Source organism: Paenibacillus sp. sgz302164 (assembly GCF_056120505.1).
In genome coordinates, this window is the sequence record NZ_JBVYOL010000025.1 from 20673 (window position 1) to 35658 (window position 14986).

The 14986-nt window shown below is 51.1% G+C and carries 15 protein-coding genes and 1 pseudogene; 6 read left to right on the top strand and 10 right to left on the bottom strand.

Annotation, left to right across the window (positions count from 1 at the left end):
- Positions 1-4: 4 nt before the first annotated feature.
- Entirely contained in the window at positions 5-496 is a 492-nt protein-coding gene (locus AC0LWT_RS30745) for an Lrp/AsnC family transcriptional regulator (protein ID WP_474685103.1), read from the bottom strand.
- A gap of 214 nt (positions 497-710) precedes the next feature.
- Between AC0LWT_RS30745 and AC0LWT_RS30750 the strand changes: the two genes are divergently transcribed.
- Genes AC0LWT_RS30750 through AC0LWT_RS30765 form a run of 4 tightly spaced genes read left to right on the top strand, consistent with a single transcriptional unit; the run spans position 711 to position 4977 of the window.
- Complete coding sequence (locus tag AC0LWT_RS30750; RefSeq protein ID WP_474685176.1) at positions 711-1748, top strand: ABC transporter substrate-binding protein; 1038 nt, start codon at positions 711-713, stop codon at positions 1746-1748.
- 19 nt (positions 1749-1767) lie between these two features.
- Positions 1768-3519: an ABC transporter permease gene (locus AC0LWT_RS30755; RefSeq protein WP_474685104.1), complete on the top strand. Its 1752-nt coding sequence runs from the start codon at positions 1768-1770 to the stop codon at positions 3517-3519.
- On the top strand, positions 3516-4559 hold the full coding sequence (locus tag AC0LWT_RS30760) for an ABC transporter ATP-binding protein (RefSeq protein ID WP_474685105.1): 1044 nt from the start codon (positions 3516-3518) through the stop codon (positions 4557-4559). Before AC0LWT_RS30755 ends, AC0LWT_RS30760 begins: the two co-directional genes overlap by 4 nt.
- A gap of 13 nt (positions 4560-4572) precedes the next feature.
- Positions 4573-4977: a hypothetical protein gene (locus AC0LWT_RS30765; RefSeq protein WP_474685106.1), complete on the top strand. Its 405-nt coding sequence runs from the start codon at positions 4573-4575 to the stop codon at positions 4975-4977.
- Here AC0LWT_RS30765 and AC0LWT_RS30770 read toward each other — a convergent pair.
- The 8 genes and pseudogenes from AC0LWT_RS30770 to AC0LWT_RS30805 all read right to left on the bottom strand — a co-directional run.
- A complete protein-coding gene (locus AC0LWT_RS30770) occupies positions 4974-5261 on the bottom strand; it encodes a hypothetical protein (RefSeq protein WP_474685107.1) in 288 nt (95 codons plus the stop codon). The genes AC0LWT_RS30765 and AC0LWT_RS30770 overlap by 4 nt on opposite strands.
- A 135-nt stretch (positions 5262-5396) precedes the next feature.
- On the bottom strand, positions 5397-6365 hold the full coding sequence (cysK, locus tag AC0LWT_RS30775) for a cysteine synthase A (RefSeq protein ID WP_474685108.1): 969 nt from the start codon (positions 6363-6365) through the stop codon (positions 5397-5399).
- A 23-nt stretch (positions 6366-6388) separates the two neighbouring features.
- Positions 6389-7708 carry an MFS transporter gene (locus tag AC0LWT_RS30780; RefSeq protein ID WP_474685109.1) on the bottom strand — a complete coding sequence of 440 codons (1320 nt, stop codon included), beginning with the start codon at positions 7706-7708 and terminating at the stop codon, positions 6389-6391.
- Positions 7709-7825: 117 nt separating this feature from the next.
- Positions 7826-8326 carry a hypothetical protein gene (locus tag AC0LWT_RS30785; protein ID WP_474685110.1) on the bottom strand — a complete coding sequence of 167 codons (501 nt, stop codon included), beginning with the start codon at positions 8324-8326 and terminating at the stop codon, positions 7826-7828.
- Positions 8327-8446: 120 nt separating this feature from the next.
- Positions 8447-8866, bottom strand: coding sequence for a DUF350 domain-containing protein (locus tag AC0LWT_RS30790; protein ID WP_474685111.1), 420 nt, complete (start codon positions 8864-8866; stop codon positions 8447-8449).
- A gap of 80 nt (positions 8867-8946) precedes the next feature.
- The gene (locus tag AC0LWT_RS30795; protein ID WP_474685112.1) at positions 8947-9624 is read right to left on the bottom strand and encodes a PspA/IM30 family protein; all 678 of its coding nucleotides are present in this window, start codon (positions 9622-9624) and stop codon (positions 8947-8949) included.
- 135 nt (positions 9625-9759) lie between these two features.
- Positions 9760-10278, bottom strand: coding sequence for a Smr/MutS family protein (locus AC0LWT_RS30800; protein WP_474685113.1), 519 nt, complete (start codon positions 10276-10278; stop codon positions 9760-9762).
- Positions 10279-10445: 167 nt separating this feature from the next.
- Positions 10446-12254: pseudogene (locus tag AC0LWT_RS30805) on the bottom strand (endonuclease MutS2); the annotation flags it as partial.
- Between the two features lie 240 nt (positions 12255-12494).
- On the opposite strand from AC0LWT_RS30805, the gene AC0LWT_RS30810 reads away from it, so the two are divergent.
- Positions 12495-12860: a phage holin family protein gene (locus AC0LWT_RS30810; RefSeq protein WP_474685114.1), complete on the top strand. Its 366-nt coding sequence runs from the start codon at positions 12495-12497 to the stop codon at positions 12858-12860.
- Positions 12861-13013: 153 nt separating this feature from the next.
- Positions 13014-13397 (top strand): cupredoxin domain-containing protein, encoded by a 384-nt coding sequence (locus tag AC0LWT_RS30815; RefSeq protein ID WP_474685115.1) that lies wholly within the window; start codon positions 13014-13016, stop codon positions 13395-13397.
- A 256-nt stretch (positions 13398-13653) separates the two neighbouring features.
- On the opposite strand, the gene AC0LWT_RS30820 is transcribed toward AC0LWT_RS30815, so the two are convergent.
- A complete protein-coding gene (locus AC0LWT_RS30820; RefSeq protein WP_474685116.1) occupies positions 13654-14136 on the bottom strand; it encodes a transposase in 483 nt (160 codons plus the stop codon).
- Between the last annotated feature and the right edge of the window lie 850 nt (positions 14137-14986).

Genomic DNA, 14986 nt, shown 5'->3' on the forward strand with positions numbered 1-14986 from the left:
TCCCTTACGGCGAGACGAGCATTCGGTGATCGTCCTCTTGATCCTCGAAAATAATGCCGTCCTGTTTATATTTTTTCAAAATAAAATGAGTTTTCGTCGACAGCACGCGGTCGATTGGCGAAAGCTTGTTGGAAACGAACGAAGCGACTTCCTTAAGCGATCTGCCCTCGATCTCGACGAGCAGGTCGTAGGCGCCGGACATCAAATAAACGGATCTTACTTCCGGATATAAATAAATCCGTTCCGCAATCGCATCGAAGCCGCGGCCGCGTTCCGGCGTAATTTGCACTTCAATCAGGGCCGTAACCTTCTCATCATCCACCTTGCTCCAATTGACAACCGTGGCGTATTTGACGATGACCTTATCCGCTTCCATCTCGCGTATCGCCTGCGCTACCTCAGCCTCCGGCGTTCCCAGCATGGTGGCAATCAGTTCCGCGCTGCGGCGGGCGTCTTCCTTCAATATTTCGAGAATTTTAAGCTTCAAAGCATCCATGGTTAACCCTACCTTTCGTTGGTGGAAATATGTTCATCTTTCAATCTTACAATGAACTGCTGTCCGAATTCAATCCTGGCGGAGCAAAAGCATTTTACAAACCGAGCCTTCCCAATTTACAGTCGTCTAACATTCGCTTTATATAATGAATTTCGAAGAGAACATAGACAAAAACGTAGGGAGAGAAACCATTTTGTTAAAAAAAGGATCTTTGATGATGAGCGCAGCGGCTCTGCTGATTTTCAGCGGCTGCGGAACTAACGGACAACCTGCAGCAACGCAAGGCGCGCAATCGACACCCCAATCGTCTCCGAAACAAGAAGCCGCAAGCCCGGTTTCCGGCAAGCTTTCCTTCTATACATCCCAACCGGAGGAAGATGTGACCAAACTAGTGGCGGCATTCAATAAGAAGTATCCCGATGTGAAGGTCGAAAGCTTCCGTTCCGGCACCGAGGAAGTAACCGCCAAAATTCAGGCGGAAAACCAGGCCGGCAAAGTCCAGGCGGATGTGCTTCTGCTGGCCGATGCGGTAACTTTCGAAGGGCTCAAGAAGCAAAATTTGCTAGGCTCCTATAAATCGCCGGAGTTATCCAAAATTCCGAAGGATCTCGCAGACCCGGACGGCATGTACACGGGCACGAAAGTGATGGCGACCGTACTGGCCATTAATACGCAAAAAGTAAAAACGCCGCCGACCTCCTGGAAGGCGCTAGCGTCCGCTGAGAGCAAGGATGCCGGCATCATGCCGAGTCCGCTGTACTCCGGCGCTGCAGCATACAACGTGGGCGTATTGACGCGTACCGACGGCTTCGGCTGGGACTTCTTCAAAAACCTCAAGGCGAACAACACGTCTGTGGTAAAAGGCAACGGAGCCGTACTGAACGCTGTAGCCGGCGGCGAGAAGTCGTACGGCATGGTGGTCGATTATTTGGTAGCCCGCGAAAAAGCCAAAGGCTCGCCGGTCGATCTGATCTACCCGACGGAAGGCGTGCCCGTCATTACGGAGCCAATCGGCATCATGAAAAATGCCGCCAACGAAAAAGCCGCCAAAGCATTCGTCGATTTCGTGCTGTCCGAAGACGGCCAAAAAGTGTCCTCCGATATCGGGTATACGCCGATCCGCGAAGGCGTCGCTGCGCCGAAAGGGCTGAAGAGCATTTCCGAATTCAAAGTGATTTCCTCGGATATTACCAAGCTGGCGGAAGCCCGCGAAGCGGATAAAAAACAATTCAGCCAAGTGTTCGGACAATAAGAAGTGGAGCGCATCATACATGTCGGATTCAGAACCAACTCAGCTTGCGAGGGAGAACGGCAGGGTCGGCCCTGCCCTCCCCGGAAGCTTTTCCCGAATCGCAAAACGCATTGCCGCAGCGCTGCTCCTGCTAGTTCTTGCAGTGCTGTTTGTCGTCCCGGTCGCCAAGCTTGTCTATTTAAGCGCGCAGGGGAATGCCGGACCGACGTTCGAGCATTACGCCGAAATGCTGCGACAGGCCCGTTTATGGAAAACGCTGAAAGATACGTTCGTTATCGTCGCAGGCTCTACCGTCGTATCCTGCATATTAGGCGTCGTAGCCGCCTGGTTGATAGCCTATACGGACATTAAGCACAAAAAGCCGCTGCATATGGCGATGCTGCTCCCTTTAATACTGCCGTCCTACGTCTTGACGTTGTCCTGGTCTTCGTTTATGGGCAATCAAGGGGTAGTCGCCCAGGTGCTGCACGGGTTTAGCCCCGATATGAAACCGTGGAGCATGTACAGCTACGGCGGCATTATTTTCGTTATGGGCATTCATCATTTTCCGCTCGTGTATCTCTTGACGGTGGAAGTGCTGAAAAAAATTCCCCGCGATCTGGAATGGGCGACACGAGCAAGCGGTGCGGGCAAATGGAAAACGTTTTGCCTCATCACGCTTCCCCTCGCTTTGCCTGGCCTGACGGCCGGAGGGCTGCTCGTTTTTCTCGCTTCTTTGGACAACTTCGGAATCCCGGCTTTTCTCGGCATTCCTAAAAACATTTCGGTTTTGAGCACACTCATTTATGAGGAAATTATCGGATTCGGCCCTTCCGCATTTGCCAGAGGGGCGGCTTTGTCCGTCATGCTTGGCATTATCGCCATTATCGGGACACTATTGCAATGGCTTGCCGTCCGAAAAATTAAAGCCGCAGACTCGATCGTCATCGACAGCAGTCCTCGCTATTCGCTTGGCAAGTACCGGGGATCGGCGACGTCGGCCGTCTGGGCCGCTTTGGCTCTGATCACCGCCGTTCCCCTTGTATCCATGGTCGCCATTTCTTTGAAGAAAGCGTATGGAGTCCCGTTCAAGGCGGCGAATTTAACTTTGTCCAACTATCGGTACATCCTGTTGGACAATCCGAAAGTGTGGCAATCGATCCAAACCAGCCTGTTGCTGTCCGTCACTACATTCGGCATCTGCCTCGTGCTCGGGTCCCTGCTCGCTTACGCCAGGGTGCGCAACCCTTCCTGGGTGACCAAATCGGCGGAGCTCGCCGTCGCCCTGCCTTACACGCTGCCGGGAATCGTATTCGGCTTATGCATGATTTTCACCTGGATGGAGCCGATTCCCGGCTGGAATCCCGGCATCTACGGCTCGATCCGGATTTTGTTCATCGCTTACGTATGCCGTTTTCTCATTTTGCAAGTAAGAGCGGGCATAACGGCTTTCACTCAGATAGACGTTTCGCTGGAGGAAGCGGCCCATGTTTTCGGCGCCGGTTTTTGGCGCAAGTGGGTTTTCGTGCTTTTGCCGCTGCTGCTGCCAGGGCTGCTTAGCGGAGCGTTTCTTGTCTTTTTGACCGCGTTCACCGAGCTTACGGTATCCGCTCTGCTGGGGTCCACAGGCTCGCAAACGATCGGGGTGACGATATTCAGCTTCGAACAGGCCGGCAGCACCTTGTACTCGACCGCTCTGTCCAGCTTGATCGTCGTTCTGATCCTGCTCGGAATGATCGTTCTGCAAATCCTGCAAAAGCTTCAAACCAAAAGAGGAGATCAGCAGCCATGAGCATTCAGTTAATCGAAGTCAGCAAATCATTCGGGAGCTTTCAGGCGCTCAAATCTTTGAATCTCGCCATAGCCGAAGGGGAGTTCGTCGCCATACTCGGTCCGTCCGGCTGCGGCAAAACGACGCTGCTCAGACTGCTTGCCGGATTCGAGCAGCCGACAACCGGAGAAATTTATATGAATCAAACGCAGGTAGCGAAGCCCGGCTTCAGCCTGCCTCCGGAAAAACGCAAAATCGGCATGGTGTTTCAAGCTTTTGCCCTTTGGCCTCACATGAATGTGACGGAGCATGTGCGCTTTCCGATCCGTCACCATAAAGGAACCCCTGCTTCCATTCGCAGCAGGGAGCAGGACCGCATCGCCGGCGTGCTGCAAATGGTCGGCTTGTCCGAGCACGGCAGCCGTATGCCCCACGAGCTATCCGGCGGGCAAAAGCAGCGGGTGGCGATTGCCAGAGCCATCGCCGCCGAGCCTTCCCTCCTGCTGATGGACGAGCCGCTCAGCAGTCTGGATGCGATGCTGCGCATGGATATGCGCAGGGAAATCCAGGCGGTTCATAGACAGACCGGCACCGCCATCGTATACGTCACGCACGACCAAGGAGAGGCCCTGGCTATGGCGGACCGGATTGTCGTGATGAAAGACGGGCGCATCGAGCAGGTCGGAACGCCGCAGGACATTTATTTGCGCCCCGAAACCGAATTCGTCGCCAAATTCGTGGCCAAAGCGAACCTGGTTCGCGGACGCTGGAACCGGGATACGTTCGTGCCGGCAAGCTCGGACGGCACCGTGCAGTGGCTCGGCCGCCATGTGGCCGGCCATTTCAAATCATGCGGCCTGTACCCCGTCAGGCCGGATCAATTTGAGCTGTGCACCCCTGACCAGCCCGGCATTCGCGGCGAAATCGCGAACATCCAGTTTCAGGGCAGGGAATATCACTATCATATTCAGTCGGAAGACGGGCAATGGGAGATAAGCTCCCCCATGCAGTTCCAACTGAATGACAAAGTCTCGCTCCGGCTGCTGGCCGACGAGCGTTAAGAGCCACGCGGGCATGGCGCAGACTTCCGCGAGCATTCGCGTAGACCTCCGCGGGCTCCGCAGACTTCCGGCCATCATTGCACGCAAAAAACCTGCAAAAGTGCAGCTTTTTGCTCGTTTCTACGCCAAGCAACGGAACATTCCTGCAAATGTGCAGGTTTTTCATCGAACATCCGGGTTCAGACGTATTTTCACCGGAAATTCCTGCACTTTCGCAGGCTTTTCGCCAAAACGAACCGCTTTCATAGAAAAAGCCTGCACTTTCGCAGGTTTTTCCGGTTACCAATCCCAGCCGATTCATAAAACGGCCGCCGACGCCACCTCAAGCGCTCGTTCCCTTACCTTTATACGGCCGGACGAACAACACAAAAAGAACCACGAGGGACGCAAAACCCTCATGGCTCTCTATAAGCTCTAGACGCTGTAGCAATATTTGCTTTCAGCCTTCAGCAGCTTGTTTATATTCCCTTCGACCTCCCGGTGACGGTAAGTTGGCAGCACATGGACTTCAAGGCTGTCATGCAAGCAGCCGATTCCGATCAGGTCTTGATTATCATAAACAGATATCACACAGGCGGAGCCGTTGACGCTCACCTTGTCCGCCGGAGCTTCCCCGAGCATCATGCATTCTTTTGTATATGCTTGTATGAATGCCGCAAGCTGTTCCTGCCCGGGTAATTCATTGACATAAGCGATTTTCACTGTTAACTCCACCTTCCGAACAACTTTCTCTTCTCTATATAATTATACAATACGATGTATAAATATTCAACACCTTCAAAAAAAATGATTCCCTGAAAGCAGCCGTACGCACGCAGCCCAAGGAACCATTTTTTTTCAATAAATGTCCATGCTCAAATATCGCTCGCCCGTGTCCGGCGCGATGCACAACACTCTCTTGCCGGCGCCCAGCTTGCGGGCGATTTGCAATCCAGTCCACACCGAAGCGCCGGCCGAAGGTCCCACCAAAATGCCTTCCTTGGCGGCCAAATCTTTAGCCGTCTGAATCGCGTCCTCGTCGGAAACTTGAATAATCTCGTCGTAAACGCCGGTATTCAAGTTTTTGGGCACAAAGCCGGGACTTGTCCCAACGAGCTTATGCGGGCCCGGACTGCCTCCCGACAACACCGGCGAACCTTTCGGCTCGACGACATAAATCCCGATCTCCGGCAGTTTCTCCCTCAGAACTTCCCCGGTTCCGGTTATCGTTCCGCCTGTTCCTGAGGTAGCTACAAAAGCGTCCAGCCGACCGTCCATCTGCTGCAAAATTTCCACAGCCGTTGTCGTCCGGTGAATATTCGGATTCGCCGGATTCTCAAACTGCTGCGGGATAAAACTGCCGGGCATCCGCTCGCTTAGCTCGATGGCCTTGCTGATCGCGCCCGGCATCCGCTGCGCCGCGGGCGTCAGAACGACCTCTGCTCCGTAAGCCTTGAGCAGATTGATGCGCTCTTTGGTCATGTTGTCCGGCATGACAAGAATGGCTTTGTACCCTTTGGCCGCCGCGTTCATGGCCAGGCCGATGCCCGTATTGCCGCTCGTCGGCTCAATGATCGTAGCGCCTGGCAACAGCCACCCGTCCTTCTCCGCTTGCGCGATCAGGTTGTAGGCTGCACGGTCTTTCACGCTTCCGCTCGGATTGAAATATTCGAGCTTCACGTACAGCTCCGCGTCATCGCCATCGACAAGCCGCCGGATGCGCACGACAGGCGTATCGCCGATCAGTTCTGTAATGTTGTTTACCATTTTACGATGCGCCAAAGTTCGGCCTCCCTTCCCCCAACCCAATAAACCTTTACCAACCATTTTTATCGGGATTTCCGCGGAAGTCAAGCTTTATTTAGCGAAAGCTGCCTGCGCATAAAAAACCAGCTGACCAACGGGGAACTCCCAATAATCAACAGCAGCACATTCAGCACCATTGGGGCTCTGCTCCAGGATACGACCGTGATGAACAGAAGAACGCCCAGCACCCGCCCGGCATTGAGGGATAGCTCTCTCAATACGACATACTCTTCCCGCTGTCTCGCGCTGCTGTCCTCGGAACCGATCAAATCAAATACTTCGGAAACCATCGGAATGGTGTACAGCGGAAGAAAAAGCGAAACGCCAACCCCAAAAATCAACAGCGTGGCAAAGCTCAACTTCCAAAAAAAGGGCAATATGACAGCCACGATCATCGCCGCTCCCGCAAGCATTGCCCACTTTCTGAAACGCGGCTTAATATAGCGCCCGGCCACCCAAAAACTGATCAGCGAAACCGCGGAATTGATCAGCACAAAATTGCCCAGACTCGCTTCGCTGGAAGTCGAAATATACACGAGCAGACCGATCATAAACCCGAATACGCCCTCCCTGAAGCCTTGGGCGACAAGCGCCAGACTGACACGCTTCCATGGCGTCTCCGCTTGTTTGAGGCAGCGAACGGGAAGAAACCATTCATAAGTTCCCTGAACTTTTCTTTTTTTCAAAAAAAAGCTGACAATGACTCCGAGCACAAAAATGCCCAGAGAAATTGAAAAAATAAGGCGATACCCGATCTTGTCGCCCATGGACACAATCAGCATTCCGGATATCCACGGCGCAACAATGCCGGCCCCGGAACCCAGCAGCCCTGCCCAACCGTTGAAACGGTCCCGGCTGTCCGGGTCGGTCACTTCAAAGTAAACGACGTTAAAAGCGAGCCAAAACAGCCCCGATGAAATCCCCTGAACGATCCCCAAAACTACGATGTGATGAATGCTGCCACGCCCGAGCCACAGTACCAGCATATAAAAACAGGCGGAAACAGCCACTCCTGCGCGCAAACAATTCATTTTATTATGCTCTTTGACCCATTTGCCCGCAACCCAGAACGTCAGCGCCATCGTCAAATGCGTTACCAGCGTGAACCAGCCGATGAGCGCGTAGTCATTTTTGGCTTTCCATAAGTACACGCCTACGAACGTGCCCGATAATGCATTGGCAACCCCGAACAGCGCATTCACAGCCAATAACAAAACAGCTTGGGCATTTAGCCGCCCTTTTTTCTTCCGGCCCTTTCCGGCTCTGTTAACCTCGGCATTTTCGTGATCTGCAAAGTAATTGCCGCTTGCCGGACCCCGACTCCATCCGGGATGAATCCGATGTCCGCTATCATTGTGCTGCAAGGCTGTTCCTCACCTTTCCCCTGGATTGAATTAGCTTTAGTTAAGCTTCCCCAATCGAGTGAAAATATGAGCAGGCAAAAAGAAACGAAAAACCGAATCCATAACGGATTCGGCTTGTTATTTACTTTCTTTGATGGCTTGCACCATCAGCATCCGATCGGTATCGGAAAGCAGCTTCTCCACTTTAAAGCAGGACGGGCATACGTACACATCTAACGAAAAAGGAGCTTGTATGAATGCTCTGCCTATCGTTTTGGAAATATGGGGATCAAAACTTTCCCCTGACACGGTCTCTTTGCCGGCCAGCAGCATAAATTCGTGGCAGCCCGAACATTCAGGCGCTTCTTCCTGCTCATCCGTAACGCTCTGCACCGCTTCCCCATAACGGTCAAGAGGCTCATCGAAGCCTTCCCAGGCTGCGGTGAAATCTTCTTCTCCCTCATCCGGCTCTTCTTCAAAGCGCAAAGGCTGACCTGTCTGTTTCACCGTCAGCTGGATGCTGCGATAATCTTTCAGTTCGTTAAAGCAGTGCGGACATTCGTCCTCAGGGCCGATTTCCGGGTCCCATACAATTTCCGTCTGACACCAGGGGCACACGACTTCTTCATTGGCGCTCATTTCGTAATCCTCCACATCATTCACAAACCTATTTCATTAAATAATATACTCCTAGCGCCACAAAAACAAATGCAAGGGCAAACAAGCTGCCCCATAAGTATTTCATTGCTTAGCCCCTCCCTAGGTTACGCATGCTCCGACCACGTAAGAGATCGATACGGAAATCGTCAAGGAAAGGAAGCCGACGGCACGATTATCTTTTTTAATTTCTTCGTCAATTTTAAAATACGGCGTTAAAAATTCAAAAATAAAGTACGCGACAAGCAGCAGCAAAAACCCGTACCCCGCCCAAATCAATGAGTGAATCATCGTGTCGTTGTTCAGGATCGAAAAGCGAAACAGATTGCAAATGCCGAAAATTTTACCTCCGGTCGCCATCGCGACGGATAAATTGCCCGCCTTGATTTCAGCCCAATCATCATACTTCGTAACGAGTTCAAACACAGTAAGAAACACCACAAGTGCAATGACGGCCACGGCGAAAAACGCCAGAGTGCCCAAATACGGGTTACTGAGCAATACATCCACCTCTTCGTTCATATCGACTCCTGCCTTCCTTACAAAAGGTCGAAGAGACTGAGCAGTACTCAGTCTCTCGCAGGTGCTTCCACATTATATCATTAAGATTGTTTTTTTTCAGCAATCTTTGCTTTCAGAGCAGCCAATTCATCGTCTACGCCGTCCGATTTGCCGAGTTGATCGAGCTCATCGTCGAGGCTGCGGTTTTTCGCGCGAATTTCGCCGCTTGCTTGCGCTTCGGCTTCCATTTGCAGCACTTTTTCCGTCATCCGGTCAAAGCCTTTTGCCGCATTATCCGTACCGAAGCCGGACATCGCCTGATTGATTTGCTTTTGTGCTTTTGCAGACTCGGCGCGAGCGATCAGCAGGTCTTTCTTGTTTTTCATTTTGCTGAACTCGTCTTTCATTTCAGTCAACTGGTTGCGCAGCTGATCCGCGTTAGTTTTGGCGATATCGTATTGACGTTTCAACTCGTCAAAACGCTCTTGATGCTCTTTCTTATCCTGAAGAGCGCGGCGGGCAAGATCCTCGTTGCCTTGCTCCAGAGCTTTCATCGCCTGCTCAGTGCGTTTGGTAACCATTTCTTCGGCTTCCTCGTACTGCTGCTTGAATTTCTTCTCGATCGCAATTTGCTTGGCAACTGCGGATTCGGCTTCCAAAATATCTTCTTCCATATCGCGCAGGAATTGGTTCAGCATTTTCACCGGATCTTCCGCTTTGTCAAGCAGGTCGTTGATTGAAGCCATAGTCATGTCGCGCAGTCTTTTAAAAATTCCCATTTGTAAATTCCTCCTAGTTTTGAAAATCGTCTATGATTGGGTATTGCAAATTCTTTTTTGGTCACCGGTGCTTACACTCATTACATACGCAAATGCTTAAGGCGGAGTTTCAAAAAGTTTTTATTTTTTTATGAGTTATTTCAACTCAACTACAGTGACGCCCGTTCCGCCTTCGTTGTAGTTGCCGATCCGATAGTTTTTCACATGTTTATGACGCCGCAAATAATCCTGCATCCCGGTACGAAGCACGCCTGTGCCTTTGCCGTGTATCAAATAAACTTGGCCGAGGTTGGAAAGGAACGATTCGTCCAGGAACCGGTCGGCCTCGATGAGCGCCTCCTCCAAATTGAGGCCGCGCATATCGAGCTCGGTGCGCACATGATCGTCGCGCGACCTTTTGACAGTCGCGGCGGTTTGCTGCACCGCTTTTTTCGGTGCAGGGGAACCCGTTTTTTCAAGGTCGGCCAAGTTGACCTTCATTTTCATAATGCCGAGCTGCACGATCGCTTCCGTGCTGCTGGCAATTTCCACGACGTGACCCTTCTGGCCGAGGTTCACGACCCGCACTTCATCGCCGGCCTCGATCTGCTCAGGCCGCTTCTTTGCCGCGCGAGCTTCGCGCTTCTCGCGCAGCTCCGGCGCCGCCTGGTCCAACCGGCGGCGCGCCTCCACGAGCCGGTGATCCTTGATGGCACCGGCTTCTTCCTGCGCCATGCGCCGCAGCTCGGCGATGACTTCGTCCGCCTCACGCCGCGCCTTGGCGACGGCCTCGCGCGCTTCGCGCTCGGCTTTTTCGAGCAGCTTGTCGCGCTGCTCGTCGAACTTCNGGCTTCTTCCTGCGCCATGCGCCGCAGCTCGGCGATGACTTCGTCCGCCTCACGCCGCGCCTTGGCGACGGCCTCGCGCGCTTCGCGCTCGGCTTTTTCGAGCAGCTTGTCGCGCTGCTCGTCGAACTTCGCCTTCTGCGCCTCCAGCTCCCGGCGCAGCTCGTCGGCCTCTCGCCGCAGCTGCTCCGCGCTTTGGCGCTCGGCCTCCGCCGTAAGGCGGTTTTCCTCAAGCGATGCGATCATCGATTCGACGCGCTTGTCCTCTTCGTCCACCTGACCCTGCGCATGCTCGATAATCCGGCTCGACAACCCCAGCCGCTGCGCGATAGCAAAAGCGTTGCTTCGCCCCGGGACGCCGACAAGCAAACGATAGGTCGGACTCAGCGTCTGGACGTCAAATTCCATACTTGCATTGATAGTCCCCTGCCGTTGGAAAGCGTAAGCTTTCAGCTCCGTATAGTGAGTCGTAGCGATGATTCGGCAGCCCATTTGATGGATGTATTCTAAAATGGCAATCGCCAGTGCAGAACCTTCGGCAGGATCCGTTCCCGCCCCAAGTTCATCCAGAAGAACGAGGCTCTTCGGCGTCATATCCCGCAAAATGCTAATAATGTTCGTCATATGGCTGGAGAACGTACTTAAATTTTGCTCAATGCTTTGCTCGTCGCCGATATCGGCATAAATCGCATCGAACACACATAACTGGCTGCCTTCCTCAGCCGGCACAAAAAGCCCGGACATCGCCATCAGACTAAGCAAGCCGACAGTTTTTAAGGACACCGTTTTACCGCCCGTGTTCGGTCCGGTGACGATGATCGTCTGATAGTTGTTCCCCAGCTCCAAATCAAGGGGGACAACCGCATTTGCAGCAATCAAAGGATGCCGTCCCCGCTTGATTTTAATAAACCCGCGGTCATTAAGCCTCGGCATCGTAGCCTTCAACTCTCTTGCCAGCCCCGCTTTGGCAAAAATAAAATCAAGCTGCGCAAGCAGCTCCACGTCGGAAACGAGCAATTCCACATTTTCCGCCACCAAAGCTGTCAGGGCACGTAAAATTTTCTCAATCTCGGCTTCTTCTTTTAGCTTGAGCTCTCGGATTTTATTATTCAGCTGAACGACCGATTCAGGTTCAATGAACAACGTTGCACCGGAAGCGGATTGGTCATGAATCATACCGCCAAAATTGGAACGGTACTCCTGTTTCACCGGAATGACATACCGGTCGTTTCGGATCGTTACGAGCACGTCCTGCAGCATTTTTTGAATGGATGGCGTGCGGATCATTTGCTCCAGTTTTTCCCGTACTCTCGATTCCCCCGTGCGAAGTTCGCTTCGAATCCGGCCCAGCTCCGGACTTGCGCTGTCGAGTACTGCCGCATTTTCATCGATACAGCTGTTGATTTTGTCTTCAACAGGCTTGTTTTCAGACAGCAAATCAACCTGTTCCTTCAGCATCGGAACTGAATACTCCTCGTCGACGGCCATAACGAACCTTTTTAGCCTTCTTGTTCCGAACATCGTCGTGGAAATGTCAAGAAGCTCCGCCGGATTGAGCGTCCCGCCGATTCTGGCGCGATGCAAAGCCGCGCGAATGTCACGAATTCCGCCAAACGGCGCATTGCCCTTCAGCCGTTCGATGTTCACCGCTTCATCCGTCGCTTGCAATCTGAGCTTCACTAGTTCAAAATCTCCGACAGGCTCCAAATGTTCGGCAGCCTCCTTGCCGAGAGAAGTCGATGCATGATGACTCAATTTATGTAAAATCTTTTCATATTCCAATGTTTTAATAATCTTCTTATTCAATTGATCTCCATCCCCTTTTCACTATCCTTTATTATAAACCAAAGCGATAATGATTAGCTATGCAGACAATCGTTATAAATAATTCCGCTGCCTATATTTTTTCTGATTTCGTGCATACTAAGTTGTGCACCTGTTGCCAAAAGAAGTACAACCTTCAAGCACCCAATCGGCACCATGACTGTTAGGCAAAACCTTTCTCGCAACAGCTTCGTTTCATATTTACATGAAGGAGGGATGTGGATGCATTTCCTTGGTCATTTGGTCAGGTTCGTTGTATCCGCTGTGGTTTTGATGTTTGTCAGCTGGTTGGTGCCGGGTTTTCGAGTCGGCGGTTTCTGGAGCGCTTTTTTCCTGGCTCTGGTCATTGCCCTTGCCGCTTGGATTATTGAAGGAATCTTCGGCAAAAAAATTACTCCTTTTGGCAGAGGAATCGTTGGCTTTTTGGTGAGCGCTCTTGTAATCTGGATAGCGCAATTCATCGTAAGCAATGTTTCCATAAGCATGATAGGTGCGATTTTAGCAGCTTTAGTCATCGGGATTATCGACTTGTTCATTCCTGTCAAAACCCCTTTCGAACAAGGTGCGGCAGGCAGAGAAAATCGGTAATTGCGAATGCTAAAGTCCAAAAAAGATCGGCCTGCAGCGTATCCATTCGCCGGGTCGATCTTTTCCTTTTCACGAGTTTGTCACTGCTTTTTTGCAAAAGGTCGTGTAAAATGGGTTTTGTACTTAATCCAGTTTTATGGAGGGGTTTACACGATGAAGAAATTACTCGTTCTCGCAATGGGAGTTTGCCTAATCCTCGCACTTGCGGCTTGCGGCAGCAAAGATCAAAAAACAGCCGAGTCGACAAATGGAGCAGATTCCGCACAAGGCACAGCACAAGAAGTCGTAGTTAAAGCAAGCAACTTTAAATTTGATCAAGCCGAGTACCGCGTTAAAAAGGGAGAGCCTGTAAAAATCACCCTTGATAACACGCAAGGCGCTCATGGTATCCAAATCAAAGACTTCAAAGTGAACTTGGACAACAACAAAAAAACGTTAACTTTTACGCCCGATAAAGCCGGCTCATACCCCATCATCTGTTCTATCATGTGCGGATCCGGACACGCTGAAATGAAAGCAACCCTTATTGTTGAATAATTATTCTTTTTCCCACACAGCCTTATCGCTTTTACTGCGATTGGGCTGTTTTTGATTTCACTTATTTAATGGACTTGATGATACCGCAAAAATCGCGGATATTGAAAAACCGAAATACAGGCATCGACCCATTTGGAAAGCAAAACATCCGTATTATGGAGTATAAGCCCGGAACTTTTAAAAATAAATGAGGCCAAGTTAACTGCTCCCTTCAACGGAAACTTCGCCGCGAGCTGTCGAGCAGCAAGCTTTTGAATTAACTCGCTTGATTATGGGAAGTCGCGGCGGTCATTTGTCGTTTAGAAGCTGCCGATTCATTAGCTTTGGGAGAATCTATTCGATCATATCGTTTATGCAAAGCGCATTGAATTTTATTCAACATAAGCCTTGCAGTTCGATAATTCACATCAATTTGTTGTGCTAATGCAGAAGCGGTATAGGTTTGTTCAGTCCGAATAAGCAAGTATATCGCTTTGAACCATGTTAACAGCGGAAGTTTCGATTTATGCATAACCGTGCCTGCGGTTAACGAAACTTGCGTTCTGCATTCTTTGCATTCCAACAAGTTCCTCGTACGAATCCTGAAAAATTCCGTATGATCACAGCGAGGGCAGCAGAATCCATTCCTCCACCGCTTGTTCATTAAGTACTCTACACAATCTTCCTCACTGGTAAACATCCGATCCAAAGATTCCACCGAAAAGTCCATTCTCCGCCCTCCCCAAACAGGAACAAACATTCCCTTTTATTCCATTATACAGAATATATGTTCGTATGTAAAGAATAAATTGCCCCCTATCTCATCGAGCTACATCGTTCTAAAAAAAATTCTGTAGTATCTGCAAAAACTCCGCACCGCGCGCAGTGCTTGGCGTCACCTGACGGTGGTCAACTACTTTTAAAGCAGGCGAAAACCACCATGACGATAAATCGCACGTGTGCAGCTCCCAGTGCGCGTTGTTGCTCTGCATGACGGTGGCCGGTCCACCACATACACCACAATTCTGTAATATCTACAAAGCCTCTTGTCGGTCAGGTAAAGCTGCTGAGCAACCAAAAATACCCCTGCGCCCGATTCCGGGTACGTGTGCAGCTCCCAGCGCGCGGTGTTGCGCTGCTTGACGGCGGTCGGTCGACCACACATTGTGCTTAAATATCAAATACTTTGGAAGTGAGTCGCTTGACATGCCGGATACCAGAAAATCCCACATTCAATGTAATCTTGAATAGATCTGATCTTTGGACCAGATTGGGAACTGGATCGCCTCTTATGTGAAGGGAAGTATTTCAAATAAGGTTCTGGCAAGTGATGGGGTTAGGTCCCATCAATTTAAAGAGATGTGTTCCCAAATAAGGTCTCGGCTAGCGAATGGATGTGTTTCCAAATAAGGTCTCGGCTAGCGAAAGAAATGTGTCTCCAAATAAGGTCTCGGCTAGCGAAAGAGGAGTGTGTCCCGTCAAGTGATTTCGGGTTTTTGTGTGGATTAGTATGTTTTGGTGATTTGGATTTGCTGCGTTTGCTTGGGTTGCTTAAGGCAGGCAGGACCGATGCTTTGTTTTGGTCGTTGCAGCGGCGGCTTTTGGGGGTG

Bases quoted from the DNA above. Each gene is read 5' to 3' on its own strand.
- AC0LWT_RS30790 (WP_474685111.1), bottom strand. From the start codon at position 8,866: ATGAACGAAGAGGTGGATGTATTGCTCAGTAACCCGTATTTGGGCACT.
- AC0LWT_RS30750 (WP_474685176.1), top strand. From the start codon at position 711: ATGATGAGCGCAGCGGCTCTGCTGATTTTCAGCGGCTGCGGAACTAAC.
- AC0LWT_RS30785 (WP_474685110.1), bottom strand. From the start codon at position 8,326: ATGAGCGCCAATGAAGAAGTCGTGTGCCCCTGGTGTCAGACGGAAATT.
- AC0LWT_RS30815 (WP_474685115.1), top strand. From the start codon at position 13,014: ATGAAGAAATTACTCGTTCTCGCAATGGGAGTTTGCCTAATCCTCGCA.
- AC0LWT_RS30755 (WP_474685104.1), top strand. From the start codon at position 1,768: ATGTCGGATTCAGAACCAACTCAGCTTGCGAGGGAGAACGGCAGGGTC.
- AC0LWT_RS30765 (WP_474685106.1), top strand. From the start codon at position 4,573: ATGGCGCAGACTTCCGCGAGCATTCGCGTAGACCTCCGCGGGCTCCGC.
- cysK (WP_474685108.1), bottom strand. From the start codon at position 6,365: ATGGTTGGTAAAGGTTTATTGGGTTGGGGGAAGGGAGGCCGAACTTTG.
- AC0LWT_RS30760 (WP_474685105.1), top strand. From the start codon at position 3,516: ATGAGCATTCAGTTAATCGAAGTCAGCAAATCATTCGGGAGCTTTCAG.
- AC0LWT_RS30820 (WP_474685116.1), bottom strand. From the start codon at position 14,136: ATGTTTGTTCCTGTTTGGGGAGGGCGGAGAATGGACTTTTCGGTGGAA.
- AC0LWT_RS30795 (WP_474685112.1), bottom strand. From the start codon at position 9,624: ATGGGAATTTTTAAAAGACTGCGCGACATGACTATGGCTTCAATCAAC.
- AC0LWT_RS30810 (WP_474685114.1), top strand. From the start codon at position 12,495: ATGCATTTCCTTGGTCATTTGGTCAGGTTCGTTGTATCCGCTGTGGTT.
- AC0LWT_RS30745 (WP_474685103.1), bottom strand. From the start codon at position 496: ATGGATGCTTTGAAGCTTAAAATTCTCGAAATATTGAAGGAAGACGCC.